21 protein-coding genes, 2 tRNA genes and 2 pseudogenes are annotated in these 22,311 nt (G+C 24.3%); 19 read left to right on the top strand and 6 right to left on the bottom strand.

Going from position 1 to position 22,311, the window contains the following annotated elements; translation table 4 throughout:
• The first annotated feature begins 15 nt into the window (after window positions 1–15).
• The 10 genes from nrdE to AAHM85_RS03705 all read left to right on the top strand — a co-directional run bounded on the left by nrdE (window position 16) and on the right by AAHM85_RS03705 (window position 10,515).
• Complete coding sequence (gene nrdE / locus AAHM85_RS03750; protein ID WP_342261038.1) at window positions 16–2,622, top strand: class 1b ribonucleoside-diphosphate reductase subunit alpha; 2,607 nt, start codon at window positions 16–18, stop codon at window positions 2,620–2,622.
• 101 nt (window positions 2,623–2,723) lie between these two features.
• A complete protein-coding gene (locus AAHM85_RS03745; RefSeq protein ID WP_342261037.1) occupies window positions 2,724–3,218 on the top strand; it encodes a hypothetical protein in 495 nt (164 codons plus the stop codon).
• A gap of 11 nt (window positions 3,219–3,229) precedes the next feature.
• Entirely contained in the window at window positions 3,230–3,556 is a 327-nt protein-coding gene (locus tag AAHM85_RS03740; RefSeq protein ID WP_342261036.1) for a transposase, read from the top strand.
• Window positions 3,557–3,705: 149 nt separating this feature from the next.
• A tRNA-Ser gene (locus AAHM85_RS03735) sits at window positions 3,706–3,796 on the top strand.
• 100 nt (window positions 3,797–3,896) lie between these two features.
• Window positions 3,897–5,420: a cardiolipin synthase gene (cls, locus tag AAHM85_RS03730; protein ID WP_342261035.1), complete on the top strand. Its 1,524-nt coding sequence runs from the start codon at window positions 3,897–3,899 to the stop codon at window positions 5,418–5,420.
• A 50-nt stretch (window positions 5,421–5,470) separates the two neighbouring features.
• Complete coding sequence (locus AAHM85_RS03725; RefSeq protein WP_342261034.1) at window positions 5,471–6,172, top strand: acetyltransferase; 702 nt, start codon at window positions 5,471–5,473, stop codon at window positions 6,170–6,172.
• A gap of 14 nt (window positions 6,173–6,186) precedes the next feature.
• Window positions 6,187–7,968: a hypothetical protein gene (locus tag AAHM85_RS03720; protein WP_342261033.1), complete on the top strand. Its 1,782-nt coding sequence runs from the start codon at window positions 6,187–6,189 to the stop codon at window positions 7,966–7,968.
• 6 nt (window positions 7,969–7,974) lie between these two features.
• A complete protein-coding gene (proS, locus tag AAHM85_RS03715) occupies window positions 7,975–9,426 on the top strand; it encodes a proline--tRNA ligase (RefSeq protein WP_342261032.1) in 1,452 nt (483 codons plus the stop codon).
• Window positions 9,427–9,866: 440 nt separating this feature from the next.
• Complete coding sequence (locus AAHM85_RS03710) at window positions 9,867–10,148, top strand: hypothetical protein (protein ID WP_342261031.1); 282 nt, start codon at window positions 9,867–9,869, stop codon at window positions 10,146–10,148.
• The gene (locus tag AAHM85_RS03705) at window positions 10,099–10,515 is read left to right on the top strand and encodes a hypothetical protein (protein ID WP_342261030.1); all 417 of its coding nucleotides are present in this window, start codon (window positions 10,099–10,101) and stop codon (window positions 10,513–10,515) included. Before AAHM85_RS03710 ends, AAHM85_RS03705 begins: the two co-directional genes overlap by 50 nt.
• Here AAHM85_RS03705 and AAHM85_RS03700 read toward each other — a convergent pair.
• The 3 genes from AAHM85_RS03700 to AAHM85_RS03690 form a co-directional block, all read right to left on the bottom strand.
• The gene (locus tag AAHM85_RS03700; protein ID WP_342261029.1) at window positions 10,512–11,141 is read right to left on the bottom strand and encodes an IS1595 family transposase; all 630 of its coding nucleotides are present in this window, start codon (window positions 11,139–11,141) and stop codon (window positions 10,512–10,514) included. The genes AAHM85_RS03705 and AAHM85_RS03700 overlap by 4 nt on opposite strands.
• Window positions 11,059–11,391, bottom strand: coding sequence for a transposase (locus tag AAHM85_RS03695; protein WP_342261028.1), 333 nt, complete (start codon window positions 11,389–11,391; stop codon window positions 11,059–11,061). The genes AAHM85_RS03700 and AAHM85_RS03695 overlap by 83 nt, the downstream gene beginning before the upstream one ends.
• Window positions 11,392–11,441: 50 nt before the next feature.
• Window positions 11,442–12,231 (bottom strand): IS5 family transposase gene (locus AAHM85_RS03690; protein WP_342260572.1). Its coding sequence is split into 2 segments (ribosomal slippage): window positions 11,442–11,969 and window positions 11,971–12,231, totalling 789 coding nucleotides; the frame shifts between segments, so codons are not numbered across the junction.
• A 149-nt stretch (window positions 12,232–12,380) separates the two neighbouring features.
• Here AAHM85_RS03690 and AAHM85_RS03685 point away from each other — a divergent pair.
• The 4 genes from AAHM85_RS03685 to AAHM85_RS03670 all read left to right on the top strand — a co-directional run bounded on the left by AAHM85_RS03685 (window position 12,381) and on the right by AAHM85_RS03670 (window position 14,745).
• On the top strand, window positions 12,381–13,661 hold the full coding sequence (locus tag AAHM85_RS03685; protein ID WP_342261027.1) for an IS3 family transposase: 1,281 nt from the start codon (window positions 12,381–12,383) through the stop codon (window positions 13,659–13,661).
• Window positions 13,662–13,869: 208 nt separating this feature from the next.
• The gene (locus AAHM85_RS03680; RefSeq protein WP_342261026.1) at window positions 13,870–14,124 is read left to right on the top strand and encodes an acyl carrier protein; all 255 of its coding nucleotides are present in this window, start codon (window positions 13,870–13,872) and stop codon (window positions 14,122–14,124) included.
• 25 nt (window positions 14,125–14,149) lie between these two features.
• Window positions 14,150–14,611 (top strand): Fur family transcriptional regulator, encoded by a 462-nt coding sequence (locus AAHM85_RS03675; protein ID WP_342261025.1) that lies wholly within the window; start codon window positions 14,150–14,152, stop codon window positions 14,609–14,611.
• A 59-nt stretch (window positions 14,612–14,670) separates the two neighbouring features.
• Window positions 14,671–14,745, top strand: a tRNA-Trp gene (locus AAHM85_RS03670).
• Between the two features lie 50 nt (window positions 14,746–14,795).
• Here AAHM85_RS03670 and AAHM85_RS03665 read toward each other — a convergent pair.
• Together AAHM85_RS03665 and AAHM85_RS03660 are read right to left on the bottom strand one after the other, a co-directional pair.
• Window positions 14,796–15,677, bottom strand: a complete 882-nt coding sequence (locus AAHM85_RS03665; protein ID WP_342261024.1) for a DegV family protein — start codon at window positions 15,675–15,677, stop codon at window positions 14,796–14,798.
• Between the two features lie 161 nt (window positions 15,678–15,838).
• Window positions 15,839–16,108: pseudogene (locus AAHM85_RS03660) on the bottom strand (transposase); the annotation flags it as partial.
• Window positions 16,109–16,205: 97 nt separating this feature from the next.
• Here AAHM85_RS03660 and AAHM85_RS03655 point away from each other — a divergent pair.
• The 5 genes and pseudogenes from AAHM85_RS03655 to AAHM85_RS03635 all read left to right on the top strand — a co-directional run.
• Window positions 16,206–16,991: pseudogene (locus AAHM85_RS03655) on the top strand (transposase); the annotation flags it as partial.
• A 139-nt stretch (window positions 16,992–17,130) separates the two neighbouring features.
• Window positions 17,131–18,009: an IS1595 family transposase gene (locus AAHM85_RS03650; protein ID WP_342260524.1), complete on the top strand. Its 879-nt coding sequence runs from the start codon at window positions 17,131–17,133 to the stop codon at window positions 18,007–18,009.
• A 427-nt stretch (window positions 18,010–18,436) separates the two neighbouring features.
• Window positions 18,437–18,700 carry a preprotein translocase subunit SecG gene (gene secG / locus AAHM85_RS03645; protein ID WP_174480339.1) on the top strand — a complete coding sequence of 88 codons (264 nt, stop codon included), beginning with the start codon at window positions 18,437–18,439 and terminating at the stop codon, window positions 18,698–18,700.
• A 106-nt stretch (window positions 18,701–18,806) separates the two neighbouring features.
• Window positions 18,807–21,083, top strand: coding sequence for a ribonuclease R (gene rnr / locus AAHM85_RS03640; protein WP_342261693.1), 2,277 nt, complete (start codon window positions 18,807–18,809; stop codon window positions 21,081–21,083).
• Window positions 21,056–21,670, top strand: a complete 615-nt coding sequence (locus tag AAHM85_RS03635) for a hypothetical protein (RefSeq protein WP_342261023.1) — start codon at window positions 21,056–21,058, stop codon at window positions 21,668–21,670. The genes rnr and AAHM85_RS03635 overlap by 28 nt, the downstream gene beginning before the upstream one ends.
• Here AAHM85_RS03635 and AAHM85_RS03630 read toward each other — a convergent pair whose 3' ends face one another.
• Window positions 21,671–22,063, bottom strand: a complete 393-nt coding sequence (locus tag AAHM85_RS03630; protein WP_342261022.1) for a hypothetical protein — start codon at window positions 22,061–22,063, stop codon at window positions 21,671–21,673.
• Window positions 22,064–22,311: the final 248 nt, after the last annotated feature.

Here is a 22,311-nt window from a genome sequence, read left to right as displayed (position 1 = left end):
TTAAAGGAGAAAAAAATGCATAATGATGTTGTAAAAGTTTCAAACCAAAAAATATTAAAACCAGAAGGAAAAATTCATGTTGTTTATTTTTCTTCTTTGTCAAATAATACTCACCGTTTTATTCAAAAATTAGAGGTTTTAAATTCAAGAATTCCTCATGATCTACAAGAGGAAATTTTAGTTGATAAAGATTATGTGTTAATAACACCAACATATAGTGGGGGTGGTGATATTAAAGAAGGGGCGATTCCTAAACAGGTAATTAAATTTTTAAATAATAAGCAAAATCGTAATTTTTGTCGTGGTGTTATTGCGTCGGGGAATACTAATTTTGGTGATACTTTTGCAATTGCTGGGCCAATTCTTTCAAAAAAATTAAATGTCCCACTATTATTTCAATTTGAATTATTAGGAACTCATAATGATGTATCAACAATAAAAAATATATTAGTAGATTTTTGAGATAAAGATAAAAAAAATACCAATGAAATAAATACTTTATCTGGAACTTTAGAAAGTGATGAATATGTTACTTTAAATGCTAGAGCAAAAACTACTAATAATGCACAATTTGATTTGCAAGCAGCACAATCTTATATGAAAAATCATATTAAACCAAATTTATTGCTTTTTAAAACTGTTAAAGAAAGAATTGAATATTTAGTAAAAAATCAATATTATGATGAAACAATAATTAATAAATATTCAATTACCGAAATTGAACGATTAACAAATGAAGCATATAGTTTTAATTATCAGTTTACAAGTTTTATGGGTATTTTAAAATTTTATAATTCTTATGCTTTAAAAAGTTTTAATGGTAAACAATATTTAGAAAATTATGAAGATAGAGTTGTTATGAATAGTTTGTTTTTCGCTGATGGGAATATTGAACATGCTAGTAAAATTTTACGACAAATTATGTCTGGTAGATTTCAACCAGCTACTCCCACATTTTTAAATGCGGGGAAAAAGCAAAGAGGTGAATACACTTCATGTTATCTTTTACGAATTGAAGATAACATGGAATCAATTGCTCGCGCTATTACTACTTCATTACAGTTATCAAAACGTGGTGGTGGAGTTGCTTTGTGTTTAACGAATTTAAGAGAATTTGGAGCGCCAATTAAAAACATTAAAAATCAAGCAACAGGCATTATCCCAGTTATGAAAATTCTTGAAGATTCATTTTCATATGCTAATCAACTAGGTCAAAGACAAGGAGCTGGGGCGGTTTATTTAAATGTTCATCATCCAGATATTATGTTATTTTTAGATTCAAAGCGTGAAAATGCAGATGAAAAAATACGTATTAAATCAATGTCTTTAGGGGCAGTTATTCCTGATATTACTTTTGAATTAGCAAAAAACAATGAAGAGATGGCACTTTTTAGTCCTTATGATATTGCGAAAGTTTATGGTAAAGCAATGACAGATATTTCTATTACTAAAGAGTATTATAATATGTTAAAAAACCCTGATATTAGTAAAACTTTTATTAGTGCTCGCAAATTATTTCAAATGATTGCTGAATTACATTTTGAAAGTGGGTATCCTTATTTATTATTTGATGATACAGTAAATAAAAATAATGCTCATCCTGGTAGAATTGTTATGAGTAATTTGTGCAGTGAAATTATTCAAGTAAGTACAGCTAGTGAATTTAATAGTGATTTAAGTTTTAAAGAAATTGGTGAAGATATTAGTTGTAATTTAGGAAGTATTAATATTGCAAAAGTAATGGAAAGTGGAAGTGAATTTGGTGAGGTTATTTTTCAAGCAATTCATTCATTAGACCACGTATCAAGAAGTAGTGATTTTTCTAGTGCTCCGTCAATTGCATATGGAAATAAAAAAAATCATGCTTTGGGTTTAGGCGCTATGAATTTACATGGATTTTTAGCAACAAATCATATTTTTTATGATTCAAAAGAATCAATTGATTTTACTAATATTTTCTTTTATGTTATGGCTTATCATGCTTTTAGTGCTTCAAATAAATTAGCATTAAAATTTGGAAGTTTTAGTGGATTTAAAGATTCAAAATTTGCTGATGGTTCATATTTTGATAAATATATAAAATGTCAGTCAGATAAATGAACTCCTGAAACAAAAAAAATACAAGAATTGTTTACAAAATATAACATTATGATTCCAACTCAGAAGCAATGAAAAGAATTAGTAATAAAAATTAAAGAAACTGGGTTGGCTAATTCACATTTAATGGCAGTAGCACCCACTGGTTCAATTAGTTATTTATCTTCATGTACACCAAGTCTACAACCGGTAGTTGCTCCTGTTGAGGTACGAAAAGAAGGGAAATTAGGTCGTGTTTATGTTCCTGCTTATAAGATTGATGATAATAATTTAGAATATTACACTGAAGGTGGATATGAATTAGGTCCTAATCCAATTATTGATATTGTAGCAGCCGCACAACAACACGTTGATCAAGCAATTTCTTTAACTTTATTTATTACTGATAAAGCGACAACTCGTGATTTAAATAAAGCTTATATTAGAGCCTTTAAAAAAGGTTGTTCATCAATTTATTATGTTCGTATTCGTCAAGAGGTTTTAGAGGATAGTGAAAATTATCAATGCAATGTTTGTGTTGTATAAAGTAATTAGATTAGTGAATAGTAGTTTGAAATAAATAAATAAATTTGTAGCAAATTTAGTAGTATATTAATTATTTAACGGACTTCTCTCCACAAGTACATGTGGAGAGAACAATGAAACTGAATGAGTTCAACATTGCTTTTCAAACTGAACAGCAATGTCTTGCATATATAGCAAATTTGAAAGAAAACAAATGTATTAGGTGTTCTAGTTTTAATTTGAATACTTCTGATTTTAAAAGAATAAGATGTTTGAAATGTAATCAAACATTTAGTATTCTCACGGGTACCATATTTTCAAGGTCACAAACATTTTTAAGATCATTATTTTACCTCATCTTTAGATGAATAAACACCAAACATGGAATTCTGTCAACTGATGTTTCAAAAGAATTGGGAGTGACCTTAAAAACAGCATGGAGAATGGGTCATAAAATTAGAACACGTATTGCAAAACAAGAACCTCAATTTATTGTTGAAGGCACAGTGCAAATTGATGAAATGTATCTTTCACATATGGCTTTTAAAAAACAAGGAAGATCCTTGAAAAATAAAACATTGATTGTTGGCATTTATGAAAAACAACTAATAATTTAATTGTGAAAGTATTGAAAAATGCAAAGAGTAAAAGTCTTTTGAATTTTGCAAGAAGCCACATTTCTTCAAAATGTCATGTATATACTGATGATTGAAAAGGATATTGCGATTTCAAATTGGTTTTCCCAAAACATAAAACAGTTAACCATCAAGATGGTTATGTTTCAAAAACTGGTGTAAATACCAATCAAATTGAATCAGTTTGAAAACATATAAGAAGAACATTTAAAACACATATCAAAGTTGCAAAACATCATGTTTATTTATATGCCAAAGAAGCTGCATATAAATTCAACAAGATACCTAGTTTTGAAATTGTAATGCTGTGTTTAATTTAAAAATGTGGGGAGAAAAGCGAATTTAATTTAAAAAATAGTGAAATTTTATTTTGGAATATAGGATTTTTTTAAAAAAATTAAAAAATACATAGTAAATTTTAAAATTAAAGTTATAATAATAATTGTAAAAAAATAATTATTATAACTTTGGAGTGGTACTCAAGAGGCTGAAGAGGACTGATTGCTAATCAGTTAGGACGGGAAACCGTCGCGAGAGTTCGAATCTCTCCCATTCCGCCATTATTTAAAAAGCATTAATTGCTTTTTTTACTTTTAAATAATAAATTTATTAATAATTAGATATAATTTAATAAAGAACTCTTTATATTAAGGAGAAATCATGCGTAAACGAGTAAACTTACTTTTATCATTAATCTTATATATTGCTTTAATTGCAACAATAGTTTTTGTTATATTTAATTATATTAAATATTCATGAATTATTTTGATGATAATTATTACCTTAACTATTTTAACTGGTATTATTATTTTTATTACTAATCGTATGCAAGATGCAAAACTATCATGAATTATGGTTACCTTATGTTTGCCAATCATCGGTATTTTTTTATATTGAACTTTTGGTCGTCCTTATCGTTATCGACGAAAACAAAAAGCTTATTTAAAAACAAATAGTTATTTTTATACTCAAGAAGATTGAACTTTTGCTAATTCAATTTTAGAATCAAAAAAAATAACTTTGAGTGAAGATACTTTATCTTTATTTAACTATACAACAAGAATTTCTCATCGACCATTTTATAATAATACTGATGTTCAAATTTTAAATAATGGTCCTAATAAATTTGTTAAATTAATTGAAGATTTAAAACAAGCAAAAAGTTATATTTTTATTAATTATTTTATTCTTGGTGAAGGGGAACTATTAGAAGTAATTATTAATGTTTTAAAAGCAAGGATTGAAGCAGGAGTTAAAGTTTATATGATTTATGATGCTGTTGGTTCATATTTTAGTTTATCTAAATATAAAATATGAAAAATGAAAAAAATGGGAATTATTATTCATAAATTTTCACCAGTTAGATTACCATTTATGACAGGAAATTATAATTTTCGTAATCATCGTAAAGATATTATTATTGATGGGAATATTGGCTATGCTGGTGGAGTTAACTTAGCAGATAACTATATTTATCTTTCTGCAAAGTATGGTTTTTGAAGAGATACCCAAATTAGAATTGTTGGTGAAGCTGTTAAATCAATTGATTTAATATTTAGACAAGATTGAAATTTTATTACTGGTAATATTCTTGATATTACTGCTGAAAAATCTGAAATAAAAATTAAAAATAATATTATTGTCCAAGTAATTGATGATGGACCGATTACTAAAGAAACAATTCAAAAAGATTTATTTATTAAATTTATTAGTAATGCTAAAAAGCGAGTTTGAATTAGTACTCCTTATTTAATTCCAACTAGCGATTTAATTACTGCATTACGTAATAGTGCTTATTCTGGTGTTGATGTTAGATTATCATTACCTGGAATTACTGATAAATTTTTATCATTAGATATGTCAAGAACTTATTATGATTCATTGATTGAGTCAGGTGTTAAAATTTATGAATATAATAATGTTTTTAACCATTCTAAGTCTGGTATTTTTGATGATGATATTACTATTATTGGTTCAACTAATCTTGATTATCGTAGTCTTTATTCAGATCATCAAACTTTAGTAATTGTTTATGATAGTAAAACAAATAGTGATTTATCTGCTTCATTTGAAAAAGATTTTATTCATTCTAGTTTAATTATTAGTAATCCACTACTACATCGTAGTTTTGCCTATCGGGGTGTATTTTTATTATTGCTTAGAATTTTAGCACCATTATTTTAAAAAAATTTAGTATAATTAGGTAAATATTAATAATAAGGTGGTCATAATTTATGGGTTGAAGTCGACGAATTAAAAAAATTAAAGAATATTTTAGTGATGAAAATCAACCTAATTTGGATATTTCTAAATTATCAGAAGACAATGAAAAAAAAGCTCCTTTTTTTAATAGGTTTAAAAAACAAAAAAAATCTAATAAATCTTCTACTTTAATGAATAATAAAAAACGCAATAATATTTTTTTAAATTTTAGAAGAAGATCAACTATTCAAATTATTAAACATTTAGAAAATAAAAATATTTTTAACTTATTTTTTTATACTGATGTTAATAATATTACATTAATATTAGAACAAGGAATTAAACCTTCTTCACGAATTAAATTATTACCAAAGCAAGAATATATTGTTTGAACTTATTTAGAACATGCTACTTATTTAGAATTAGAATTAGGTAATTCAACACGCCATTTTTTTTGAAAGTGATGTGCAGAGCAAAATGTTGATGTTAATAAAATAGCTATTATTTCTGTTGATATTCATAAACTATTTCAAAGTACTATTAAAGATTGAGGTTTAAATGTTGATACTAATCGTGTTCAAATATATGAAACAATTCCTGTTGAAGCTATTGATTGAATTTTGGTTAAAGATCGCAAAATGTTTCGTTTAGCTAAATTATATATTGACAATCAAAGATTAAAGTTAAAACTTTTCCAAGGGAATAATGGTAATATTACTTTAGGCTCTGATTAAATGGAGGTAAAATTATGCGTTGATCTGCAATTGTAATTATTGCTTTAATTCCTTTTATGACAATAATAATTATTTTATTTATACGTTTAAATCATCGTAATAATCAATATTATAATGTTATCCATGGTGATTTGTTAAGTTTAGTTCCATTGAAAATTGATTTAAAAAATGAAATTATTACTTTTTCTGAACGCTTAGAAGTTTTAAATCGTAAAAAACGAATTTCATTGTTTGTATTTAAATCAATGATGAATCGTAAAACTAAAGTAAAAATTGAAATTTTTATTCAAGATTTATTAGTGAATAAAGTTCCATTTGAGTCGTGTCATTTTTCGGTTTCTTTTCAATTAGGAAGTAAAGTTATTGTTTATGACTTGTCAATTGATTATTTTGATAATAATAAAGTTTTGTATGGTCAAATGCAAAGTAATATTCGTTATAATCGTTTTGCTATTTCACAAGCAATTATTTTACAACAAAATGAGTTAACAGTGGTAAAGTCAGTTTTTGTGCAAACTATTTTAGATAATTTTAGTCAAAAAAAATATAATAAAAAAATAAATAGTCAATTTGAATATATGATTTTAATAAAAATAAAAAATTATTTAGCATTAGAAAATATTTTAACTGTTAATAATATTGAACGAATGGAATTATTAATTTCATATTATAGTAAAATAACTTTAGGATTAGATAATACTATTATTTGTAAATATTATGATGGACAGTTTTTAATTTATTCCAGAAATAAGAAAATAAATTTATATCGATTCCAAAAAAAAATAAATAGTTATATTAAACGTAATTTAGTAGAAAAAAGTAGTTATTTGCAGATTCAAAGTCAAATATTATGTGTTTATGCTTCAGTAAAAACTGATGCTTCAAATGTCTATATATTATATAATAAAATTATTGATAAGAATCAATTAGAAGTAGTACAAAGTAGAGACCTAATTGAAATTAAATTGAAGACAAATGATATTTTAAATTATCCTGATTATAATCATTATTCACTTCTACAATCAGAACAAATGGAAAAATTATTAAGTGTTAGTATTAGACCAGTATATAAAAGTGATAATTCAAATGAGCCAAATTGTTACTATGCTTGATGAAATTTTGTTAAAAATTCTTATTATGTTTCGTTTATTGTTTTGATGCGTAATATTCAAGATTCAGGATTGTGATGAAAAGTAAATGAGCCTTTATTTATTCAAACATTTGAAAAATTTGCAAAATTAAAACAAGAAAAAAACCTTATTCTTCCTGTTAGTTTAATTGAGTTACAAGATAAAACTATTTTAACAAAGTTGATTGCTCTTGTTAATAAGAGAAAAAATCTTTTTGAAAATAGTGATTTAATTTTTGATTTTCAAGATATTGGTGAAATTAATAGTTGGAATAAGTATGATTCAATTATTAAAACTATTCGTAGTAATAAAATTAAAATTTCTTTTACTCATGATTTACGTCATATTGATAATTTTAAATTAATTAATCATTTTAAGCCTGATTATGTAGTTTTAACTTCTAATTTATTAGAACAAGTCACTTTTAGTTTTAGTAAATATATTGATGTTATTATTTGTTTGCATTATTTAAGAATTTTAGGTATTAAAAATATTTTAGCTCGTGGTATTATTAATGTTCCTGAAATTATTGTTTTAAAAGGATTAAAGGTTGATTATTTACTAGGAAAAGTATTAGAATCAGAACAAGCAAATAAAGTGCTAGATGCTTTAAATTACCCAAATTATTGGAAGTGACATAAAAGTCAATCAACGAAAGGTGAATAAATCATTATGAATAATGCAAAGAGTAAAAATATTACAGCAAGAGAGATTGATTTTGTCAAATGATATACTGATGTTATTAAACAAGCAGAACTTTGTGATTATGGCGCAGAAAATGGTTCAGCTGCTGGTACCATTATTTTTCGTCCTCGTGGATATGCAATTTGAGAAAATATTCAACATTTATTAAATCAAAGGTTTAAAATTTTAAATATTGAAAATGTAATGTTACCACTTTTAATTAGTCAAAAAGCATTTCAAGTTGAAAAAGATCATATTGAGGGTTTTGCACCAGAATGTGCAACTGTAACTAAAGTTGGAAATAATCAATTATCAGAAGAACTAATTATTCGTCCTACTTCAGAAGTTTTATTTTGTCGTCATTTTTCAAAAATAATTAGTTCATATAAACAACTACCATTATTATATAATCAATGATGTAATGTTGTTAGATGAGAAAAAAATACAAAACCATTTTTAAGAACTAGTGAATTTTTATGACAAGAAGGACATACAATGCATAATAACGATGAAGAAGCAAAAAACTTTACCTTAAAAATGATTAAGTTGTATGCTGATTTTGTTGAACAACAATTAGCAATTAAAGTTATTGTTGGTGCAAAAACAATTCACGAACGTTTTGCTGGAGCAAAAATGACATATACAATTGAAACTATGATGCAAGATGGACAAGCATTACAAGCCGGTACTAGTCATTATTTTGGTCAAGAATTCACAAAGGTATTTAATATTAAATTTAGTAATAAAGACAATAAACAAGAATTAGGATATCAAACATCATGAGGTGTATCCACAAGATTAATTGGTGCTTTAATTATGGCACATAGCGATGATCTGGGTTTAGTGTTGCCATCTACAATTGCACCGCATCAGATTATGATTTTAAATTTATCACCTAAAAGTGATAAATTTAAAATAACTGTTGAAAGAATATTTAAAATTTTAAGTTCTCATTTCCGAGTATTAATAAATGATGATAATAAAAGTTTTTCTTATAAGAAAAGTGAAAGTCAAATTAAAGGTATTCCAATTACTATTGCAATTGGTGAGCAAGAAATTGAAAACCAAGCAATTAAATTAATTTTACGTCATAACTTGGATACTATTGATGTTGAAATTAATAATGAAAAATTATTAGTAACAACTATTATTAATCAATTAAATAAATTAAATAAAGATTTATTTAATAATTCACAAAAAAAATTAAATACAAGTTTAAAAGAATTAACAGATTTCAATGAATATCATAAATTAGTTAAAATTCATAAAGGTTTCTTTATTGTACCTTTTTGTGATCAAATAAAGTGTGAAGAAGAAATTAAAAGTTTAACTGGTACAACATCACGTTGTATTCCTTTAGAACCGTATAAAACACCAAGTAATTGTTTTAAGTGTCAAACTCCTAATAGCGTCTGAACTTATTTTGCAAGATCATATTAAAATTACTAAGTTAAATAGAAATAAAATAGAGGAAACATAATTATTTGTTCTTAAATTATTATTGAGGTGATAATAATTTAAGAACAAATAAGTGCTGATAAGCAACTAATTGCTGCTATTTTTGTTAAATATGAACAAGCAAAATTAACATTAGCAAATAATAATTTTAAAGAAAATTATGTTTTGAAAGAGGATAGTTCTCACTATGCTAAAAGATAGCAATAAATAAGGATTTAAAGAATTATGAAAAACACGTTCAAATTATTGATACAGTTTTAGCATTATTACCAAAAAATGAATATAGTTATATTGTTAGAACGTTCTTAGTTAAATCAAATAAAAATTGATGAAAAAAATATTATCATATCAAAGAATATGAAAAATTAGAAAAAACGGCTATTAAGCGTTTTTTATACTTATATTTAATTTAAGGATATAAAATGAATATTAATAGCATTGATTTATTGAATTCGCGTAGTTTTTTAGAACAAAAGATGAATTTAACGGGTGATGTAAAAAACAGCCCCATTTATGAAAAAGAATTATTTTTAATTCCAAGATTCACAGTGGTTGGCTTTCCGATCCAAACTTTGCAAAAAAGCAGTTATTATTATATTGAACTTCAAATTGTAGAAGCATATAGTTATGATTTTGATATTAGCAAAGAACCAAGTGAAGGGATTACTTGATGATGTAACGTTTCAATATGATTTGAATTATAGTAATATTAAGCAAGCAAGTGGACAACTTGTGATATCTAAATCAATTAAGTGAGTATTTCTTACTTCTTCATATTTAGAATTACTTGAAAATAATAAACTTGGTCCATATGCTGATATTTCTTTTTTGCATATGGCTATGAAAATTTATAAGATAATTTTACCAGCAATAGCAATTAAAAAAGATAATGTAAATGTTTTAAATTATAGTTTTAATTGTAAAAAACCTAGCAATTTAAAGGAAAATTGTCATATTAATAATAAACATAATTATGGATCACTTAGTTTTTATTTTAATAGTAATCCACAGTATCAATTACAAATTAAACCAAAAATGTTCGGAATTTTACGCTTATTGGTTAACACTTAATTCTTAATAAATAATTTAATTATGATATTTTTAAATGTGATTTTTTCTTTACGGTTATTATATTTAAAACAAAATTCATTTAAATAAGATTGGAGTCATTTTTTTGAAACTCAATGAAATTGGCCGATAAAACCTCTTTTTAATATTGCTCAAAAACTTTCTATTGTATTTGTATGAATACCATTATAAGAAAAATATTTTTTGTGATTAACTTGTTCATGTGGTAAAATTTTATTCATTTTATAATATCCACGATATTCATCAGTAAAAAGAATAGAATTGTTAATATCAACATTTTCTTTAACTATTTTCATTAAATCTTCAGATTTAATACTTTTATTTTTTGCATGAAATAATTTAACATTACCATTTCGTTCAATAATGCCAACAACACACTCTTTACTAGTTCCTCTACCACATAATGAGTTATTTTTATTATCAACATCATTATATTTACGTGGTTTTCCACCCACATATGTTTCATCCATCTCTAATATTTTTGCTAATAATTTAATCTCATCATTAGCCATTGCCTTTCTAATTTTATGCATCATTTTTCATACAGTTGCTAAACGTAAATTTAAGTCTCTTGAAGCTTGAGATGATGATAAACTTTTTTTTAGCATTAGCCATTAATACTATTAAAATAAATCACTTTTGAAGTGGTACACGTGTATGATGAAAAATAGTTTGAGCAGTTACACTAAAAGACTTATGACATTTTTTGCATTTATAACGCGACTCTTTTAAAACAGAGTTAACTTTTTCACTAAAACAAAAAAGACATTTTGGTTTGTTATTTCATCTTATTTCTTCTAAAAATTTTATACAAGATTCTTGGTTTGGAAATTTATTTATTATGTCTAAAATATTCATTTTCAATCACCTTTAATTAGATTTTATTTTACTAATATCTAAGAACCTGTTTAGAATCTTTTTAATAAAATTGAAATAAAGGAAAGAACAACCATTTGTAAACTAGTATTTAATTTTCTTTCACAATTTTTTCATAATCTTCTACATTTTTCTAATCAAGCAAAACTTCGCTCTACAACTCATCTTTTTGGTAATACTACAAAAGAATGTAATTCATTACGTTTTACAACTTCAACATTCGCATTTATAATTGTTTTGATTGCAGAAGCAAATTTTTCACCAGTATAACCAGCATCTACTATTATTTTTTGAACTGTAGAAAGATTTTCTTTTTCATTTTGAATCATTATTATAGCACTATTACGATCTGTTTTTTCTGCTGTAGTTACGTAAATTGCATGTGGTAAACCTTGAGAATCAACAGCAATATGACGTTTTATTCCTGAAATCTTTTTACCAGCATCATAACCTTTGTTTTTAGTAGTATCTGTATTTTTAACACTTTGTGAATCAATTATACAAAAACTGGTTTTTTCTTTTCGATGATTATTGATACGAACTTTTCTAACTAATTTTTTTTAAAATTAATTGTCATATGCTAGGTTCTTTACCATTATTTTTACTTCAAATTTGAAAATAATAATATACAGTTTGTCATTTTGGAAAATTTTTTGGTAACATTCTTCATTGACAACCACTTTTTAATACATATAAAACTGCACAAAATACTTCATATAAATCTAAATTTCTTGGTTTTGTTTTCTTTTTGACATTTTCTAAAATTAATCTTATGTTCTCAAATTGTTCTTTAGTGACATGACTTGGATAATTTTTATGCATATATACCTCTTATTTTAAAATATATAGTAATTTTACCTTATTCTCTAAAAGATTCTAAACAGGTTCTAAGGCATCAGTCACTTAAGTTTACCAATTAATATTTTCAATCTGTAATATAATTAAAAATAATTAATACAGAAGGAGAAATTATGAATTATAAAGTTTATTCAAAAGAAACAAAATTAGCCGTTGTTAATGAGTATTTAGTTGATAAAAAACTAAAAATACATGAAATTCAAGTCAAATATAAATTATCAACTCCAGTATTAATTTATAATTGGGTTAACCAATATCAAATTAAAGGTGAAAATGCATTCACCAAAATTTTTAAATCCCAAACTTCTCACAGGATCGATAAGAAAGATATTGAAATTAAACTATTAAACAAAGAAATTGATAAACTTAGAAAACAAGCTTTAAAAGATGAGGTTGAAAAAGAACTTTTAAAGGAGCAATTAGCCTGTGAAAAGAAATTAACAAGGGGAAAAAATAGTAAATTATTAAAATATAAGTGTTTTTTAATAGTAGAAAAATATAAGCAAAAAGGTCATCAATTAAATAAAATTATTGTTTACATAGCTATTAGCAAAACAGCATACTATTTATGAGTAAAAAAAGGTAAAAAGCAATATCAATCAAAAATTAATGATAATTTGATACAAGCAATAAACAAAATAGTTCTCATTAAAAATGAAAAAAAGTACATTAATATCACTAGTTTTGAAAAAGTAAGATTAGAGTTAAAAATAAAAAATAAAGGTCTTAAATGCAGTAAAACAAGCATAAAACAAATATTAAAAGATAATAATATTAAATTATTATTAGAACCTAAATCAACAAATAGAGTAGTAGAAAATAGTGATTTAAAAAATAATAAAGATTTATTAAAACGTAATTTTTCAAGTAATAACTTTCTTGAAAAAGTTGGTATGGATGGCACATGATTTAAAAATATAATTATTGGTGATAAAAAAACAAAATTATTAGTTGTTTTTGCTACTGATATGTACAGTAATTCAATTGTTGGCTGAAAAATAAACAAAAGTGAAAATGCCAAAACTGTGTTAAATGTGGTTAATCAAATAGAATTAGCGAGTGCTAAACAATGTAATTTTACGACTATTCAATCAGATTTAGGTTCTGCTAATACAAGCGAAATTGTTAGTAAAGTTTTTAATACAAGTACTAATCTAATTCACTCAAAAAGTCTATCAGGTTTTAAAGGTAATCAAGTTAGTGAATGTTTAAATCGTTGAATTAAAAGAGATTTTAAAATGATGTTTGGTAGCACTTTTGAAAGTATGGAAAGTTTTAATAAAATATTAGAAAAATTTGTTAGATATTGAAACAATGATAGAATAGTTATTAGATTGAAAATGCCTCCAAATCAATTTGTACAGATTTGAAGACAAGAAAGTAAACTTATCTAACCAATGCCCACAGATTATATATAAAATACAATTTAATCAAGATTTATTTCAATACATATTTTTAAATAATGCTGTATGAGTTGAATATAATACTAATTTAAAATTAGATTATTTAGAATGATATTTTAAAATAACAAATAAAATTTAATGCTCTATGTTATACTAAGTATAACTATTAATAAAAATGATGTAAATTAGGAGTGAATTTATGAATATTTTAAGTGAAATTCATAAAATTGTTAAAGAAGATTATCCAGAAATTAAAGAAAAAATTACACCCAAAACTAAATTTAAAGATGTAAAAATTGACTCTCTTGGATTAGTAATGATTGTTCTTAAGTTAGAAAAAGAGCATCATGTAAAAATTAATGATAATAAATTACTGGATTTACAAACAAAAACAGTTCAAGATTTAATAAATGAAATTGAAAGATTAGAATCAGCAGAAAATAAAAAAAAGTAATATTATATTTTATCAGGAGATTAGTATGAATAAAAATTTTGAAAATATTATCCAAAAGTTGAAAGATAAAGACTATCGTTTAACTGATGTTCGTAAAGCAGTTATTAAAGTATTAACGCTTAAGCAACATGTTAGTATTAATGATATTATTAGTTTTTTAACAAAAGAAGGTAATGATAATATTAATATTATGAGTATTTATAATACTATTGATTTATTAATGACAGAACATATTATTCATGCTAATGTTTTTGAAGGAAAACAAATAATTTATGAATTATCAGAAAATACCGTTCATATTATTTGTAATTTTTGTAATAAAATCATTCATACCTCTTTAGAAGATAAGAAACAAATTTCACCATTACAAGAAGAAAAACTTGAAAAATTAGCAACTAAAAATAATTTTTATTTTTCACATTATAAGTTAGAAATTCATGGAATTTGTGATAAATGTGAATTAAAAATAAAAAAATTGAAATTTTAATTGAACTTAAAACTTCTTTCGCGTAAAATTGAACATGTACTATTTAAATTAAATATTTTAGGGGTGTAGTTCAATGGTAGAACATCGGCCTTCAGATCCGAGTGTTGTGGGTTCGAGTCCTGCCACCCCTGCCATTATTAAAATTCACTTTTAAATGTTTCTCATAAAAGTGAATTTTTTATTATTATAATTTTGGTAATTTATCTTTATCTAAATTAAAAGCAACAAAACTGAAGGTTCCAATTCCTGTATGAGCACAAATTACATTTGCTAAATTGATGGTTTTAACGTTTTTAATGCCATAATCTTTAACACACTTTGTAACTTTTTCTATTTCTTTTGGATCAGCAAAAGCATGAATAATGTAAAAAAGAGTAATACTTTCTATTTTTTTACTTTTATTAATTTCTTTAAGAGTATTTTTAATAGCTTTATCTCATGTTCTTGTTTTATCAAATTTATCAATGCTTCCGTCAAAAGATAAAATTGGAGTTATTTTTAACATAGTAGCTAAGGCTGCTGCTGATTTTGAAATTCTACCACCACGAACTAAATAATTTAAATCATAAGGTAAAATAAATGCTATATAGTTATCTCTTATTAATTTTAGCGTTTCTATAATGTCACTAACATTATTTTTTTCGTTAAGTGACATTTGAAATGCTTTTTTAACTAATAGTCAGTTAATAATTGAAACACCATTACTATCAAAAACAAAAACTTTATCTTTAAAATTAGATTCTTTTGATAACATGGTAGCAGTGTTATATTGACCCGATAACCCCTTTGATAAAGGAATAAAAATAATTTTTTCAAATTTAGTTAAAGCATCTTTTCAAATTATACTCATTTGACCAAGTGGTGTTTGTGAAGTTTTGGCAGATTGTTTTTTATGAACTATTCTATTATAGAATTCTTCATCCTTTAGAATGTTAGGGTCATCAGTAATAGTTCTATCATCACTAAAAGTGATTAATAATGGACAAAATCCAATATTCATTTCTTTTAAATCCTTAATTGAAAATCCTGAAGAGGAATCAGCAACAATACCAATTTTTTTTTTCAATTTTCTCACCCTAACTATAATATTTTTTACTTATTTGTTAAATTATAGCATATATTTTTTACTTAAAAATGAACTTTCATCGTTGAAAGATATATAAAATAGTTAATATGTTGTTTTTGGAGTGGTTGATTCTTCTTTCTTAGAACCTGTTTAGAATCTTTTAATAAAATTGAAATAAAGGAAAGAACAACCATTTGTAAACTAGTATTTAATTTTCTTTCACAATTTTTTCATAATCTTCTACATTTTTCTAATCAAGCAAAACTTCACTCTACAACTCATCTTTTTGGTAATACTACAAAAGAATGTAATTCATTACGTTTTACAACTTCAATATTCGCATTTATAATTGTTTTGATTGCAGAAGCAAATTTTTCACCAGTATAACCAGCATCTACTATTATTTTTTGAACTGTAGAAAGATTTTCTTTTTCATTTTGAATCATTATTATGGGACTATTAGAACCTGTTTAGAATCTTTTAGAGAATAAGGTAAAATTACTATATATTTTAAAATAAGAGGTATATATGCATAAAAATTATCCAAGTCATGTCACTAAAGAGCAATTTGAGAACATAAGATTAATTTAGAAAATGTCAAAAAGAAAACAAAACCAAGAAATTTAGATTTATATGAAGTATTTTGTGCAGTTTTATATGTATTAAAAAGTGGTTGTCAATGAAAAATGTTACCAAAAAATTTTCCAAAATGACAAACTGTATATTATTATTTTCAAATTTGAAGTAAAAATAATGGTAAAGAACCTAGCATATGACAATTAATTTTAAAAAAAATTAGTTAGAAAAGTTCGTATCAATAATCATCGAAAAGAAAAAACCAGTTTTTGTATAATTGATTCACAAAGTGTTAAAAATACAGATACTACTAAAAACAAAGGTTATGATGCTGGTAAAAAGATTTCAGGAATAAAATGTCATATTGCTGTTGATTCTCAAGGTTTACCACATGCAATTTACGTAACTACAGCAGAAAAAACAGATCCTAATAGTGCCATAATAATGATTCAAAATGAAAAAGAAAATCTTTCTACAGTTCAAAAAATAATAGTAGATGCTGGTTATACTGGTGAAAAATTTGCTTCTGCAATCAAAACAATTATAAATGCGAATATTGAAGTTGTAAAACGTAATGAATTACATTCTTTTGTAGTATTACCAAAAAGATGAGTTGTAGAGTGAAGTTTTGCTTGATTAGAAAAATGTAGAAGATTATGAAAAAATTGTGAAAGAAAATTAAATACTAGTTTACAAATGGTTGTTCTTTCCTTTATTTCAATTTTATTAAAAAGATTCTAAACAGGTTCTTAGAAATTGAACCAGAATAAAAGTTAACGGAATTTTACGTTTATTGGCAATAACTTATATACATTATTATTTCTGAAAACTATAATTAGATATTAGTAAAATAAAATCTAATTAAAGGTGATTGAAAATGAATATTTTAGACATAATAAATAAATTTCCAAACCAAGAATCTTGTATAAAATTTTTAGAAGAAATAAGATGAAATAACAAACCAAAATGTCTTTTTTGTTTTAGTGAAAAAGTTAACTCTGTTTTAAAAGAGTCGCGTTATAAATGCAAAAAATGTCATAAGTCTTTTAGTGTAACTGCTCAAACTATTTTTCATCATACACGTGTACCACTTCAAAAGTGATTTATTTTAATAGTATTAATGGCTAATGCTAAAAAAAGTTTATCATCATCTCAAGCTTCAAGAGACTTAAATTTACGTTTAGCAACTGTATGAAAAATGATGCATAAAATTAGAAAGGCAATGGCTAATGATGAGATTAAATTATTAGCAAAAATATTAGAGATGGATGAAACATATGTGGGTGGAAAACCGCGTAAATATAATGATGTTGATAATAAAAATAACTCATTACGTGGTAGAGGAACTAGTAAAGAGTGTGTTGTTGGCATTATTGAACGAAATGGTAATGTTAAATTATTTCATGCAAAAAATAAAAGTATTAAATCTGAAGATTTAATGAAAATAGTTAAAGAAAATGTTGATATTAACAATTCTATTCTTTTTACTGATGAATATCGTGGATATTATAAAATGAATAAAATTTTACCACATGAACAAGTTAATCACAAAAAATATTTTTCTTATAATGGTATTCATACAAATACAATAGAAAGTTTTTGAGCAATATTAAAAAGAGGTTTTATCGGCCAATTTCATTGAGTTTCAAAAAAATGACTCCAATCTTATTTAAATGAATTTTGTTTTAAATATAATAACCGTAAAGAAAAAATCACATTTAAAAATATCATAATTAAATTATTTATTAAGAATTAAGTGTTAACCAATAAGCGTAAAATTCCGAAAGTTAATAAATTAGCTCAGTTTTTACAAAAAAATATAATAGATTTGGTGCATAACTTAAAAAAATAATTTTTCTTTAAGTAGTTAATAAATTTTCCTGTAAAGGAATTATAAAAGAAATTTAATTTTATTGTTAAATAGTTATGTACGGTGCTGTTGGTTGATTGGGCCTGATTACTAGACCACTTTTAGTATAAAATTCTAAATTTTTATTTGTAATATTGGTGTTTAGCAGTTTAGAATGTATTCTTTCGTAATTATAAAACATAACATATTAAACTTATTTCATAATTAAAATTTTAATTATGAAATAAGTTTAATAATAATTATGAAAATTTTTTTATTTTTAGTAAAATTAAGTGTAATATTAATAATATTATAAAGAAGTGGAAGTGACAAAATGAGTCAAAACATTATTTTTGCTTTTGAAATTATTGCCTTAATTATCGCTATATTATTAGTAATTTTAGGTTTATTACAAGGTAAAAAAAATCATAATGGACTTGGTGCTTTAAGTGGGGGTAATCAAGAATTATTTGCTAGTACTAAAGAACGTGGTTGAAGTAAGTTATTTTCTATTGCCACTTTAGTATTAGGTATATCGTTATTTACTATGGCAATAATAGTAAGAATTCTTATTAATACTATTGGAGTTATAAATTAATGATAATTATTTTATAAAAAGGCACATTTTAGTGTGCCTTTTTATAAATTTTAAAAGATAGATTATAATTAATTATATAATTAGGATAAAGTTGGGATTGATTGAAATGAAGCAAGAGATTATTAATGAGTTACAAAATAGTATTACACCTTTATCAACGGTTGATTTAACAGTGAAACTTAATATTACTAATCATCATCAACAGCAAGAACTTATTGCTGATTTAGAAGAATTGAAAAATAGTGAAATTATTTTGGAAAATAAAGAACAACAATTTTATATGCTAAAAAATAATAATTTATTTATTGGCAAAATTCAAATTACTAAAAAAGGATTTGGATTTGTTAAATTATTAAATAGTGAAGAAGAATATTATGTTAATATAAAAAACATAAATAATGCGTTAAATAATGATGAAGTATTATGTAAGTTAGTAAAAATTAATAATCAGACTGATGAAGCTGTAGTATTAAAAATTATTAAACGCGATACTAATCTTCTTGTTGGTACTGTTATTGTTAATGCAGATACGAAAGTAAAAACATTATTAATTCAAAATGCAAAGTTACAACAGTATGAGGTTAATATTTTAAACCCTGATAAAGCGTTAGAAAATAATATTGTTGTTGCAAAAATTAAAAATTTTGAACAAAATATTTTTAATGTTACTATTACTAAAATCTTGGGTAATATTAATGATCCTGGTGTTGATATTTTAGCTGTTATTTATGAAATTGGTATTAAAGCACAATTTGATGTTGAAACATTAGCAGCAACAGATAAGGTGCCATTAACAGTTTTAGAATCAGATAAAATTGGTCGTATTGATTTGACTAAAGAGTTATTAGTTACAATTGATGGCAAAGATGCTAAAGATTTTGATGATGCTATTTGTGTTACTAAACTAGCTAATGGTAATTATCGTTTAATTGTAGCTATTGCTGATGTTAGTCATTATGTAACAGAAAATAGTCCTTTAGATGAAGAGGCATTTACTCGTGGTACATCTGTTTACTTAGCAGATCGTGTTATTCCTATGTTACCAACGCAGTTATCAAATGGTATTTGTTCTTTAAATGAACAAGTAGAACGTTTATGTATGGTTTGTGATATGGAAATTGACAAGAACGGTTTAACAGTAAAACATAAAATTTATCAGGCATTTATGAAATCAGCAAGAAGAATCAATTATGATGAAGTAAATGATGGATATAATGGTAAAAATCCAAATTTTATTAAAACACATCCACAAATTTGAGAAATGTTACTACAAGCAAAAGAATTACACCAAATTTTATGAAAGTTTAAACAAGATGCTGGAGTAATTGATTTTGAAATTAATGAGGCAAAAACAATTATTAATGACAACGGAGAAGTAACTGATATTATTTTAAGAACTCGCGATATCGCTGAAAAATTAATTGAAAGTTTTATGATTAGAGCCAATGAAGTAGTTGCTAAAACTGTATTTGATATGAAATTACCATTTATTTATCGTGTTCATGAACATCCTCGTTCTAAAAAAATGCATCAAATGGTTACAATTCTGAAATTAATGGGCATTAAACTAAATCCAAAAATCACAAATATTAGTTCAAAAGATTTACAATTATTATTAAATTCTTTAAAACAATTACCAACATTTCAAGTTTTATCAACTTTATTATTAAGAAGTATGGAAAAAGCACAATATACTAATAAATGTATTGGCCATTTTGGACTTGCTAGTGATTATTACACACATTTTACTTCACCAATTAGACGTTATCCTGATTTAATAGTTCATCGTTTATTGCGTCAGTATATAGTTAAAAGAGAAATAAATGCTAAAATAATTGAGAAATATCAAAGTTTTACTAATTGAGCTGCTGAGCAATCTAGTAATATGGAATTAAAAGCATTAGAGTGTGAACGAGCTGTAGATCAAATGAAAAAAGCAGAATACATGATGCAATTTATTGGTCATAAATTTGAAGGTATAATTTCTAGTGTAACTGGTTTTGGATTATTTGTTGAGTTAGATAATACGATTGAGGGTTTAATTAGAATTGCAGACATGACTGATGATTATTATATTTTTAATGAAAAAGCAATGATTTTGTTTGGTGAAAGAAAACGAAAACAGTATGCTCTTTGTCAAAAGGTCAGTATTCTTGTTAAAAGTGCAAATAAAGTTGCTAGAACTATTGATTTTATTTTAGAAGAAAATGGTCAACAAAATAAAAACCGTGATAAAAATAATAATAATCAATCATCAAAAATGTATAAAGCAAATAATTTTAAATATAGAAAAAAGATAAAACTAAATGGTAAAGTTAAAAAAAATAAAAGTGAAAAGAAAAATGGAGTAAAAAAATGAAAATACAAGGGCAAAAAAGATTAATTCAACAAAGCAATCTTAACATTGAATGCTATTATTATAATTATTTTAAATCGCCAGGCTTAAAACAATATCTGGATTTATTATGAGTTAATGAAGATTATAACTTAATTAAGCAAGTAAATATTGAACAAGATATTGTAATAAGATTAGCAACTAATTTATTTGAAGTTGGTCAAAAATTTAATTTGTTTGAAAATTTAGATTATTTTATTATGATGCCAAAAAAGCCTACTTCAGTTAGTAGTTTAGAATTAGTAATAATTGAATTGGTTAAAATTATTAAAAAAAAATTAAATTATGAAATATTATTTATTAATAATATTTTCCAAGTTGATAACTACCATAAATTTTGAGAAAATAAATTAAAAGTTAGCGAAAGACAAATGGAAATTACTAATAAGATTCATTTATTACCTAAATATATTAATTTTTTTAATAAAAAAAACATTATTATTATTGATGATATAGTTGCCTCAGGGATTTCTATTGCCCAAACTATTTTAGAAATTATCAATAATAATAATGATTTTAAAATTAAAGCTTTGTGTTATGGTTCAGTTTATAATTGAGAAGAAATTTATAAATAGTTAAAAGAGTTTCCTAATTTTTCTCTTTTTTTCTTCTAATGAGTCTGATTCAGATATATTATAAGAATCTTCAATATTATTTATAAATGCATAATTAATTTCAGTATTAATTTGATTTTTAGCAATAAGTTTTAAGATAAAATCAGCAGTATCTGCTTCTAAAGCAAATGTGTAAATTTCAAATTCATCTTCATTAATAATTTCCGTTTTAGTAGAAATTTTTAAAATATGATTTTGTTCATCAATAATAATTTTACAAACCTCAAGTTTTTTACCAGTTAAAATTTTATAAATAATTACTTTATCATTATTATTTTTATCAAAACCCAAATCGCCTTGATAAAATTGACTATTTTTTACTGCTGTTGCTTTAGTATTTAACTCTCCTGCCATGTCCTTAGACTCCTTTCAGTTGTTTATTAATATATAAAATTAACAAAAACCCGTAAAACAAATATAAAATTTATTTCTTGGGTCGCTATACAACAAATATTAATTTTATGTTTAATTTTACATTAATCATTGTTAGAAAAACTATTGATTAATCTAACCTTCATTAAATTATAGCATGTTCTTAATAAAAAACAAATTTAAGTAAGTATTTCAGTATTTATGAAATTATTATTATATAATCTAATTAT

This window comes from Spiroplasma endosymbiont of Notiophilus biguttatus (assembly GCF_964030985.1).
In the GTDB taxonomy this organism is placed as follows: domain Bacteria; phylum Bacillota_I; class Bacilli_A; order Mycoplasmatales; family VBWQ01; genus Spiroplasma_E; species Spiroplasma_E ixodetis_A.
This window is presented reverse-complemented; position numbering and strand designations above follow the sequence as displayed.